A 9,758-nucleotide genomic window follows, 5' to 3' on the forward strand; every position below is an offset into this window, starting at 1 on the left:
GCCCTGCCCACCGGCCCCCGGCCCGCTCCCCCGGCCGTTTGGCCCCGCGGGCCCCCCCCCCGGCCCCCCCCCCCCCCGGGGGGGGGGGGGGCCCCCGGGGGGGGGGCCCCCCCCCCCCCCCGCGCCCCCCCCCCCCTCTCTCTGCCCTACGCCCGATCGCTACCAGCGCATCCCCAGGGCGGTCCACTCCGCCCGCTGCTCCTCGGACAGCTTGTCCGCCCGGCGCCGGGTGTTGTCGATGACGGCACCGAGCTTGATCTCGGTCCCGTCCGGCAGGACTTCCACGTGCTTGCGGGGGACCCGCAGGTGTCCTTCCCGCTCGCGGAACTGCCGGGCGGCCGCGAGGTTGACCGCCCGCGCCGCCTCCCGCCGCCCCACCGGCCGCGCAGCGCCCTCCGCGCCCTCGGGACCGGTGGGGGCGGGCTCCAGGCCCAGCGACTCCAACAGGTACTGCTGAGCGGGTATGAGCCGCTCCCACCCGGCGCGCTGCGCCGCCACCCACGCGCCGAGGTCTTCGCCGTGGACGATGACCGCGCCCGCGGCCTCGGGGAGCGGACCGTCGGCGCGGACGTGTGCCTGACACAGCCGGCAGGCGCGCTGCCATCCCGCATCCCACACCGGACACCATTCCGCATCGATGGCTTCCAGTGCCTCCCTGCGGCTCTCAGGCAGCTCCCCAGTGCTCGATACCGCGCCGCGCGGGCCGCCTCCGTCGTCGGTCCGCCCGTCCGCTGACCCGGCTGCTGCTCGCGGCCGCCGCTCTGGCCGCCGCAGCCGCCTGGGAAGCGGGCCACGTTTCACGGCTCGGTCCTTGTTCCGCCTGCTCCGGTGCGTGTTGCAGGGGGTGGGGTGCGCGCGGCCGGCCGGGTCGGTGATCTGGGATCAGCGAAGGACCAGCAGCGCCTGAGTGCGCTCGGCGTGCAAGTCCCACAGGTGCTCGGCCACCGCATCGGGCTCGTGGGTGAGTCCGGCGCCGATCGGGCCGACGATGGTCACCTGCGCCACGTGCACTCCGTCGGCGGCCAACGTCTCGTTCACCAGGCGGACATAGGCGGATTCGGCGGCGTAGGCGATCGCGGAGACCGCCCGGTCGCGGTGGGGCGCGACCGCGGCGCCGCCGGTGGTGAACAGCAAGGTGCCCTGCCCGCGCTTGCGCATGCCGGGTGCCACCGCCTGCACGGTGGCCGCAGCGCCCGCCACGCTCAGCGCCACCGCGCTCTGGATGTCGGCGGGACCGGTGGCAAGGGTCGGTTTGATCCAGTCGAGGCTGGGCCGCGGACTGAACAGCACGACGTCGGCCGCCCCCACCTGACGCTCGACCTCGCGCAGCGCGGTCTGAAGGGCTGATGTGTCGGTGATGTCCGCGCACGCGGTGGTGGCGGTGATGCCGTCGCGCTGCAGATCAGCGGCGAGGGCGGACAAGGCGCTGGGGGTGCGGGCGATCAGGCCGACGCGATGGCCCTCACGGCCGAACCGTCGGGCGGCGGCCGCGCCGAGTCCGGGCCCGGCGCCGACGGCGATGAAAGAACCCTTCTCGCTCACGGTCACTCCTTGAAGTCTGCGCTGACAGTCAGCGCCTCGTTGGCATCGATCTCGCGGGCCAGCCGCTGCAGACGCGATCGGGCACCGCTCAGAGCGTCGGAGCCCAGCAGCAGGCGCAGCGTCGGCTCCTTGGCGTCGACGGCGGCCGCGATCGCCGCGGCGGCCCGGGCAGGATCGCCGGGCTGCCTGCCGGAAACGCCCAGGGTCGAGGTGCGGCGTGCGCCCGCGGTCGGCTCGTAGTCCTCCAGGCGCAGCGCGGACTGCCGCATGGACGAGCCGGCCCACTGGGTGCGCAGCCCGCCCGGTTCGGCAAGGGTCACAGCGATACCGAGCGGAGCCACCTCGCCCGCGAGGGACTCCGACAGGCCCTCCAGGGCGAACTTGGTCGCGTGGTAGTAGCCCGTGGCCGGGAAGGCGGCCAGACCGCCGAAGGAGGAGATGTTGACGATGTGTCCCGCGCGGCGGGCCCGCATCGCGGGCAGCACCGCCTTCAGCACCGTGACCACGCCGTGCACGTTCGTGTCGAACAGCGCGCGGACGGCCTCGTCCTCGCCTTCTTCGATGGCGGCGAGATAGCCGTAGCCGGCGTTGTTCACCACCACGTCGATGCCACCGAAACGCTCCTCGGCGCGGGCCACGGCGGCCTGCACCGACGCGGGTTCGGTGACGTCGAGTTCCAGGGCGAGGGCCCGGTCACCGTAGCGGTCGGCGAGGCCGGTGACCGTGGTGGTGTCGCGGGCGGTGACGGCTACGTTGTCGCCACGCTCGAGGGCGTGCTCTGCCAGCGCACGTCCCAGGCCGCTGGAGCAGCCGGTGATGAGCCAGGTCTTTGCGGGTGCGGTGTCGTTGTGGTTGAACATGGTCCCATCCGAACAGGCCCGGCGCCCGGGAGCCACACCCTCTTGAGGGTGGCTCTCGCAGGGACAGGCTCGCAGGTCCAGGTCTGCACGGCCGCAGCGTGCGCACCGGTAGGGTAGGGCAGGTGCCGAGGGATGTCGTCAATGAACTGGGGTCTTTCCTGCGCAGTCGGCGTGAGAAGGCCGATCCCGCGCGGGCCGGTGTCGTCACGCACACCCGCCGCCGGGTGAAGGGCCTTCGCCGTGAGGAACTGGCCCTGCTCGCGGGCGTGAGCCCCTCGTACTACGCGCGCCTGGAGCAGGGACGCGACCGCAACCCGTCCAGCGAGATTCTGGGAGCGCTGGCTGCTGTGCTGGGGCTCGACGACGCCGAGCGGGCCTATCTGTGGTCACTGGCCTCACCAGCTCTCCCTGCGGCTGAGGGCCACGTGCCCGCCGCCGACGCGGTACGTCCTGGAGTGGCGCACCTGCTGCGACGCTGGAGTGATCTGCCGGCTCTGGTGACCAGCCCCCGCCGCGACGTCCTGGCCACCACGACGCTCGCACCCCGCATGAACCCCGCGTGGACCCCGGGCCGGAACCTGGTCGAGTTCACGTTCCTCGACGAGCGGGCCCGCCAGGTGTATCCCCAGTGGCAGGACATCAGCCTCCAAGCGGTGGCCGGCCTGCGCGCCACCGCAGCCGCACGACGAGGCCAACTCGACGACTTCGTGGCCACGATGCGCGAGCGCAGCGAAACGTTCCGCGCTCTGTGGGACTCGCACGACGTCTACGAGCGGGTCGAGGGCGCGAAGCGGCTACGCGTCGCCGGTGTGGGCGAGCTGAGCCTGGAGTACGAGGCGTTCGCCTTGGCAGGCCCGGAAGGCCACGTCCTGTACGTCTATTTCGGGCAGCCCGGCAGTGAGGACGAGGAGAAGATCCGCCGGCTCGCCGCCGAGTAGGGACCGTACGCGGTACGGTCCGATGCCCGCGGCCCTTTTTGCGCCCGGGCGCCGCCGAGGGCAAGGATGGCGAGAGCCTGGACTGACCGCGCCTTGACCCGTTCGCGTGTGTCACCACGCGGACTCGGGGTGAGGCAACCCCGGTGGTGTGGACACTCTGCCACTGGATCTTGCAGATCCGAGGAAGGGTGTCCTGGTGGGACGTAGGTCTCCGTATCCGGAGGAGTCCAGCAGAGATGCCGTCGCGTTGTATCGGGCGGCGGGTGGGAATTGCACGTATGCGGCGGTCGCGGCGGATGTCGGGGTGACCGGTGAGACACTGCGCAGCCGGGTACGCCAGGCCGACGAGCAGGCAGGCCGCGATCACAGCCGCGGCGAGCAGTGCGATCCGCGTCTTCCTCCCCGGCCTGTGTACGGGGATGGGCCGCCTGCTGCGCGCCGGCGCCCGGGTCGGCGTAGCCGAACTCCTGCACACCCGGCAGAGCCGCCTGGCCGCCGGCGAGTCGTCCACCACGGTCGCCGCCCGGGACACGGAGGCCTGAGCGATGAACGAAGACAGCGACGCCCAGGCCCTGCCCACCACGTTCGAGGAACTCAACGCCTTGCACGGCATCCACTACGAGATGCCCACCGCCCTGGACGCCTTCTACCGCATGTACGCCCGGCCGCAGGTGCGCTACGCCGCCACCATCCTGGGCAGCAAGGAAGCCGCCAAGGAAGTGGTGCGCCACCTCTACAGCCACCTGGCCCTGAACTGGCAGACCATCCTCCTGGAGGAAGGCGGCCCCGAGGCATACGCGTGGCGGGCTCTGAAGCTGCGGGTGGAGACCCACGCCCGCATGACGACCACCCCCACCGCCGACGGCCGTTCCACGATCACGTCAGCGAATGACCGAACCACCGCCGTCTACGAAGCGGTCCGTGCCACGCTGTCCGCCATGCGAACCCAGATGGCGGACCTGGAATCGCCGATCGGCCTCTACACGGCCATAGCCGCCCTCCCCGAGCGCCAGTTCGACGTGATCATCCTGCTGTACTCCCTGGGCTACCCGGTGAAGAAGGTCTCCAAGATCATGGGCATCCACGAAGGAACGGTGCGAACGCACCGCCGTGTGGCCCGCCAGAGCATCGCCGCCAAACTCGGTATCGACCTGAGTGACGACGAGGAGAAGGAGTAGACGTGCCACGCCACATCGACAGGATCCTCGGCCAGGCGGCCATCCCCGACACCGTCACCGACGACGAACTCGACGACCTCAAGCAGGAGATCGTCCGCGACGTCACCGCCGCCCTCATGTTCGGAGCCCAGCCCGCCCCACAGGGCCACCACCCCACCCGCATGGAAAGCGCCGACACGTCCCTGAAGGCGCTCTCGTGCCATCTCCTGCGCAGCGGCCAGGCCGCCGAGCACCTGGCCGGCATCGCGGACGACCCCGTCGACATCGATGGGGCCCTCCACTTCGGCTGCCTGCTCAGCCTGGCCATGAAGCCGGAGGGAGCACTGTGGTGGTGGCAGTACGCCGCAGGCGCGGGCAACGCCACCGCCGCCTACTGCCTCCACCTGTTCCACCTGCGCCGCGGCGAACTCCGCGACGCCGACCACTGGATGCGCCAGGCCCTCGACCTGGACTTCGACATCCTCCACGCCCACCACCGCACCCGGCCGAACAGGCCGAGGGCCCCCCAAGCCGCCACCCTGCGCCAAGCCGTGGAGCGACTCAAAGTCGAAGAGGTCTGCGGCGAGTTCCACCACCCCGACCAGCAGCTGGCCGACCAGATCGAGGAACTCGCGGCCCCCTGCTGACCCTCCACCGCGAAGGCCGCCGCCGAAGGCGGCATAGCCAAGAAGGAACCCCGGCCGCCTTCAGCGTTGCAGCGGAGGGCTGCATAGCCGCCCGGTATCCGGTAGGCCGATAGGGCTGGGCCTTCTACCGGGTGAGGGTGACGGTGATCGGGGCGCCGGGGCACTGTTGGAGGGCCCCGGCCAGCGCGGCAGTCGGCGTGGACTGCTCCGTGGACCCGCATGTCGTCCTGGACCGCTTTCCGCCTGGCCGCGGGTACGGCACCTGTCGAGCCGGCCCTGGCAGGACATGTCGGGGGCCGGCTCCGCCGCGTCGACCGGCACAGCCCCACGGGTCTTCGCCACGGGAGATCACGGTCTGGAGGAGTAGATCGAGGACGGCAGGCCGGCGGTGAGCCCGGAGAGCGAGCCTCCTCGCAGCAGGTGGGATTTGGCCAACCACGGTGAGTACCTCCCCGCGGAGCGGACTCTCTCTTCACAGTTGCTGCACAGGTTGAGGCCATTTCCCTCACCCGGACCGGGTTAGCGATTTCGGCCAGTTCTCGGTTCGGATCTTGTCGTACGCGCGTGCGAGCTGCCTATGGTGACGCCGCGTCTGACGGACCTGACCTGTCCGTTCCCAGCACGCTTCCACCTGCGGTCGGGGGGCCGCCGCGACTCGTCTGTCGCGTGAGTGTCTTCAGACTCGTCGGACGGGCACCCCAGCCCGTCCGTTGAGGACGAAGGACACATCCTTGAGATCCAGACGCAGTCTCTTCTCACCCGTGCTGCGAAGACCGCAGCGCTACATACGCCTTCTGCCGATCGTCCTTGCCCTCGCGGTCCTGACGACGCTGGCGGGCGCCCCGGACACGATCGGCCGGCCGCTCCCCGGCGCCGCGCCTGTGGCAGACACTTATGACGGTTTTGACGTCAAGGGCGCCGAGCAACTGCGGCAGGACCAATGCCTGATGGCCGAGGTGCTGCGGCAGGGCGGGCCGACCATGTCCGGCCTTGCACAGGATGCGCTGAACCAGTCCGCAGACAAGCTGCATACAGCAGCAAATCAAAAGTATTGGGAGGAGACGCCGCTCGCCACAGCATTCCAGCAGGACCGAGACCTCCTCGACAAGGAGAGTGAGGCCCGCTGGCCCGCCGCGATGCGTGGATGGCTCCGCTCGGTGGTCTCTCCGCACCGGGCCAATTCACATACACGGGATTCTACTGGCCCCCGTCATCCGCAGAGGAAGGCGGCGACTTCTTCTATCGGACCGGTCTGCCCCAGTGGTCGGGGGAGCAGTGGTGGAAGAACGACAGTGACTTCTACAAGGATCCGACGGCGAAAGCCGACGAGGCTACCTTCAAGGCGGTCCAAACTCTCGGCGCCCCGCTCTACAGCGACTGGCCCCCAGCCGCTTCTGAGGTTCCCCCGAGATGCGGGGAGAGGTGACGGCAGGTCAGATAGGGATCCTGAGAGGAGCTCTGACGATGCCTGCCCCGAGGAAGTATCCACTGGAGTTGCGTGAGCGTGCGGTGCAGATGTACCGGGCTGCCGAGCCGAAGCCCGTGATCCGCCGTATGGCCGAGGAACTCGGCGTGCACCACGAGGCCCTGCGCAACTGGATTCGCCAGGCCGAGGCCGATGCCGGCGAGCGAGGCGACATGCTCACCACCGCCGGGCGTGAGGAGCTTGCCGCCCTGCGCAAGGAGAATGCCCAGCTCAAGCGTGCGAATGAGGTCCTGCGGACGGCCTCGGCTTTTTTCGCGGCTCAGCTCGACCCGACCCGTCCCAGGTGACGACGCTCGTTGACGAGCACCCGCACCTGGGAGTCGAGCCCGTACTCCGGGAACTGAACATCCCCTCCTCCACCTATTACCGGTGGCGCCAGGCCGAGACCGAGCCGTGCGAGCGGCGCCGCCGGGACGCCGAGCTGACGGGCAGGATCCGGCAGGTCCACGATGAGTCCGGCGGGATCTACGGCTCACCCCGCGTGCACGCCGTCCTCAAGCGTGAAGGCGTCCACGTCGGCCGCAAACGCGTCGAGCGGCTCATGCGCCAGGCCGGCCTGGCCGGGATCAGCCCCCGCCGGGGCAAAGGCTTCACTCGCCGTGACCCGGACGCCGATCTGGCCCCTGACCTGGTGCAACGCGACTTCACCGCGAACGGGCCGAACCGGCTGTGGGTCACCGACCTGACCATGATCCCCACCGGCGAGGGACCGCTGTGGCTGTCCGCGATCCGCGACGCGTTCTCCCGCCGGGTCGTGGCCTGGGAGACCTCTGCCCGCGCGGACGCGGACCTGGTCCTCACCTCGCTGGAATATGCCCTGGCCAGCCGCGAAGTCGCCCCCGGTGAACTCGTTCACCACGCCGACCATGGCTGTCAATACACGTCCGTGAAGCTCACAACACGCTTGGTCAGGGCCGGTATTCAGGCATCCATGGGCTCGGTCGGCGACTCGTTCGACAACGCCCTGGCGGAGAACCTGTGGATGGTCATCAAGACCGAATGCATCCGCGGCCGCGTCTTCGCCACCGGAGCCGAAGCGAACCTCGCGCTCTTCGAGTACATCGACGGCTTCTACAATCCCCGCCGCATCCAGAAACGGCTCGGCTACCTCAGCCCGATCGAGTACGAGGAGAAGCACTACGCCGACCAGGCAGCGACCGGACAAGTGAACCTGAAACCACGTCAACCCGCTCCGACCAGCTAGTCAGCCACTCCCGCACTGCGGGGGAACCTCACCCAGGGGCGCCGCAGGTACACGACGTCTCGGCCGGCAAACGCGCCGAACCCCACATATCCGCGCTGGGCGTTCCGCTCGGCCCGAAGGCTGTCCAGGCCGGAAGGCATCTCAGGAGCGTCGATACCGACTTCCTCCAGACCGTCTTCCTCACACCGTGCCACCGTCTCAGGGTCGGTGACGACCTCGACCCAGGCGAACGTCTGAGCTGCACCCCGTTTCGTGGAGTCCCTGATGCCAGGGTTACGATCCTGGCGAAGGAGATCCACCAGCACCATGGCAGCACCCCGTAAATACCCGGACGAGCTCCGCGAGCGTGCGGTCCGCGAAGTCCGGGCCACCGGCCGGCCCGTCGCGCATGTCGCGCGGGATCTCGGCATCCATCCCGAAGCCCTGCGCGGCTGGGTCCGCCAGGCCGAGGCCGACCGCGGCGAGCGAGACGACCGGCTGACCACCGGCGAACGGGACGAGCTGAAGCAACTCCGCAAAGAGGTGGCGGAGTTGAGGCGGGCAAACGAGATCCTCAAAGCGGCCAGCGTGTTTTTTGCCCAGGAGATCGACCGTCCCCGGACGAGGCCGAGCAAGTGATCGACCACCTGCGCGAGAAGGGCCTTGGGGTCGATCCCGTCTGCCGGGTGCTGGAGTTGTCGCCGTCCACCTGCTTCGCCCGCAAGAAGCGGCCGAAGTCGGCCCGTCGGCTCCGCGACGAGCAGCTGATGCCGCTGATCGAGGAGATCCACGCGGAGTCCGGAGCCACCTATGGGGCCCGGCGGATCACCCGCGCCCTGCGGCGACGCGGGGAGGACGTGGCGCGGTGCACCGTCGAACGGCTGATGCGTGAGCTGGGCATCGAGGGCGTCATCCGCGGCCAGCGGCGGCGGACCACGGTGCCCGAGCCGTCGGCGCCCCGGCCGCCGGACCTGGTCGACCGCGATTTCACGGCCTCCCGCCCGGACCAACTCTGGGTGGCGTCCCTGCGGGCCGGAACGGGCACCTGCGAGGCGCCATGGCCAGCACGGTCCCCGGCTGGTACAAGAAGAAGCCACGAATTCACAAGAGGGGGTCACTATGGGTGCCCGTGCACCATTAGTCGCTGTAGGCATCGCCATGATCGTCGTGGCTCTACCCGGTTGCAGCCGCAGTCAGCCGCCGCAGTCCGTGCAGCCGACACTGCCGACACACAAGACGGTCAAGCACACCTTTTACGGCTACGACCCCGAGGAACCTGCTCATGTTCAGCGTGAAGTTCTCAGCTGGACGTCCCAGGACGACGACGGGCCCATCAACGGGACGTACGTGGTCCAGGACCGGGCGGACGCCACGGGGCGCTGGACAGACACGAGCGACCCGAAACCATATCAGGGCACCCAGCGCGGTAACGAGATCGACGTGCCGGCGGGGCAGCTAGTGCTCTGACCGGGAAGGTTCGCCGGGGCGGTCGTCCGGGCGGTTGGATGCACGGCGACGTCCGCTCCGACTGCTGGGGGTGTAGTGGCTGAGCTTGTCCATGTGCGCAGGTTGACCGACCAGGAGGGGCAGAAGCTGCAGCAGATCGTGCGCCGGGGCAGCACCAGTTCGGTGCGCTTCCGGCGCGCGATGATGCTGCTGGCCTCGGCCGGCGGGAACCGGGTGCCGGTGATCGCGAAGCTGGTGCAGGCCGACGAGGACACCGTCCGCGACGTGATCCACCGGTTCAATGAGATCGGCCTGGCCTGCTTGGACCCTCGGTGGGCGGGAGGCCGTCCCCGCCTGCTCAGTCCTGACGACGAGGACTTCGTCATCCAGACGGCCACCACACGCCCGAGCAAGCTCGGCCAGCCCTTCACCCGCTGGTCCATCCGCAAGCTCGCCGCCTACCTGCGGAGAGTGCACGGCCGTGTCATCCGGATCGGCC

Annotated in this window: 13 protein-coding genes and 2 pseudogenes; 11 read left to right on the forward strand and 4 right to left on the reverse strand. The window is 69.9% G+C overall.

The features are described from left to right. Nucleotides 1-159 precede the first annotated feature (159 nt). From AB0G56_RS41600 to AB0G56_RS41610, 3 genes are all read right to left on the reverse strand, one after another. Complete coding sequence (locus AB0G56_RS41600) at nt 160-618, reverse strand: helicase associated domain-containing protein (RefSeq protein ID WP_360981383.1); 459 nt, start codon at nt 616-618, stop codon at nt 160-162. Between the two features lie 264 nt (nt 619-882). Beyond that, on the reverse strand, nt 883-1,542 hold the full coding sequence (locus AB0G56_RS41605; protein ID WP_360981386.1) for an SDR family NAD(P)-dependent oxidoreductase: 660 nt from the start codon (nt 1,540-1,542) through the stop codon (nt 883-885). Between the two features lie 2 nt (nt 1,543-1,544). Further along, entirely contained in the window at nt 1,545-2,402 is an 858-nt protein-coding gene (locus tag AB0G56_RS41610; protein WP_360981389.1) for an oxidoreductase, read from the reverse strand. 122 nt (nt 2,403-2,524) lie between these two features. Between AB0G56_RS41610 and AB0G56_RS41615 the strand changes: the two genes are divergently transcribed. The 5 genes and pseudogenes from AB0G56_RS41615 (at nt 2,525) to AB0G56_RS41635 (ending at nt 5,144) form a co-directional block, all read left to right on the forward strand. After that, nucleotides 2,525-3,340 carry a helix-turn-helix transcriptional regulator gene (locus AB0G56_RS41615; RefSeq protein WP_360981392.1) on the forward strand — a complete coding sequence of 272 codons (816 nt, stop codon included), beginning with the start codon at nt 2,525-2,527 and terminating at the stop codon, nt 3,338-3,340. Between the two features lie 196 nt (nt 3,341-3,536). Beyond that, nucleotides 3,537-3,680: pseudogene (locus tag AB0G56_RS41620) on the forward strand (IS3 family transposase); the annotation flags it as partial. Next, a complete protein-coding gene (locus tag AB0G56_RS41625) occupies nt 3,652-3,882 on the forward strand; it encodes a hypothetical protein (protein ID WP_360981395.1) in 231 nt (76 codons plus the stop codon). The pseudogene AB0G56_RS41620 and the gene AB0G56_RS41625, both read left to right, overlap by 29 nt. 3 nt (nt 3,883-3,885) lie before the next feature. Next, nucleotides 3,886-4,518 carry a sigma-70 family RNA polymerase sigma factor gene (locus AB0G56_RS41630; RefSeq protein ID WP_360981398.1) on the forward strand — a complete coding sequence of 211 codons (633 nt, stop codon included), beginning with the start codon at nt 3,886-3,888 and terminating at the stop codon, nt 4,516-4,518. 2 nt (nt 4,519-4,520) lie between these two features. After that, nucleotides 4,521-5,144: a hypothetical protein gene (locus tag AB0G56_RS41635; protein WP_360981400.1), complete on the forward strand. Its 624-nt coding sequence runs from the start codon at nt 4,521-4,523 to the stop codon at nt 5,142-5,144. A gap of 755 nt (nt 5,145-5,899) precedes the next feature. Here the strand turns inward: AB0G56_RS41635 and AB0G56_RS41640 are convergent. After that, nucleotides 5,900-6,175: a hypothetical protein gene (locus AB0G56_RS41640; RefSeq protein WP_360981403.1), complete on the reverse strand. Its 276-nt coding sequence runs from the start codon at nt 6,173-6,175 to the stop codon at nt 5,900-5,902. Nucleotides 6,176-6,608: 433 nt separating this feature from the next. On the opposite strand from AB0G56_RS41640, the gene AB0G56_RS41645 reads away from it, so the two are divergent. The 6 genes and pseudogenes from AB0G56_RS41645 to AB0G56_RS41670 form a co-directional block, all read left to right on the forward strand. Continuing rightward, complete coding sequence (locus tag AB0G56_RS41645) at nt 6,609-6,917, forward strand: transposase (RefSeq protein WP_360981406.1); 309 nt, start codon at nt 6,609-6,611, stop codon at nt 6,915-6,917. Continuing rightward, the gene (locus AB0G56_RS41650) at nt 6,914-7,834 is read left to right on the forward strand and encodes an IS3 family transposase (protein ID WP_360981409.1); all 921 of its coding nucleotides are present in this window, start codon (nt 6,914-6,916) and stop codon (nt 7,832-7,834) included. Before AB0G56_RS41645 ends, AB0G56_RS41650 begins: the two co-directional genes overlap by 4 nt. Nucleotides 7,835-8,140: 306 nt before the next feature. Continuing rightward, entirely contained in the window at nt 8,141-8,452 is a 312-nt protein-coding gene (locus AB0G56_RS41655; RefSeq protein WP_360981412.1) for a transposase, read from the forward strand. A gap of 47 nt (nt 8,453-8,499) precedes the next feature. Further along, nucleotides 8,500-8,727: pseudogene (locus tag AB0G56_RS41660) on the forward strand (IS3 family transposase); the annotation flags it as partial. A gap of 244 nt (nt 8,728-8,971) precedes the next feature. Beyond that, nucleotides 8,972-9,280 carry a hypothetical protein gene (locus tag AB0G56_RS41665; protein WP_360981417.1) on the forward strand — a complete coding sequence of 103 codons (309 nt, stop codon included), beginning with the start codon at nt 8,972-8,974 and terminating at the stop codon, nt 9,278-9,280. Between the two features lie 75 nt (nt 9,281-9,355). Continuing rightward, the coding region (locus tag AB0G56_RS41670; RefSeq protein WP_360981414.1) for a helix-turn-helix domain-containing protein at nt 9,356-9,758 on the forward strand (403 nt) is incomplete at its 3' end.

It is taken from the genome of Streptomyces sp. NPDC021356 (genome assembly GCF_040641015.1).
Taxonomy (GTDB): Bacteria; Actinomycetota; Actinomycetes; order Streptomycetales; family Streptomycetaceae; genus Streptomyces.

What these genes read in the sequence shown, in the direction of transcription:
- AB0G56_RS41610 (WP_360981389.1), bottom strand. Translation starts at nt 2,402, where the DNA reads ATGTTCAACCACAACGACACCGCACCCGCAAAGACCTGGCTCATCACC.
- AB0G56_RS41630 (WP_360981398.1), top strand. Translation starts at nt 3,886, where the DNA reads ATGAACGAAGACAGCGACGCCCAGGCCCTGCCCACCACGTTCGAGGAA.
- AB0G56_RS41655 (WP_360981412.1), top strand. Translation starts at nt 8,141, where the DNA reads ATGGCAGCACCCCGTAAATACCCGGACGAGCTCCGCGAGCGTGCGGTC.
- AB0G56_RS41645 (WP_360981406.1), top strand. Translation starts at nt 6,609, where the DNA reads ATGCCTGCCCCGAGGAAGTATCCACTGGAGTTGCGTGAGCGTGCGGTG.
- AB0G56_RS41665 (WP_360981417.1), top strand. Translation starts at nt 8,972, where the DNA reads ATGATCGTCGTGGCTCTACCCGGTTGCAGCCGCAGTCAGCCGCCGCAG.
- AB0G56_RS41640 (WP_360981403.1), bottom strand. Translation starts at nt 6,175, where the DNA reads ATGCAGCTTGTCTGCGGACTGGTTCAGCGCATCCTGTGCAAGGCCGGA.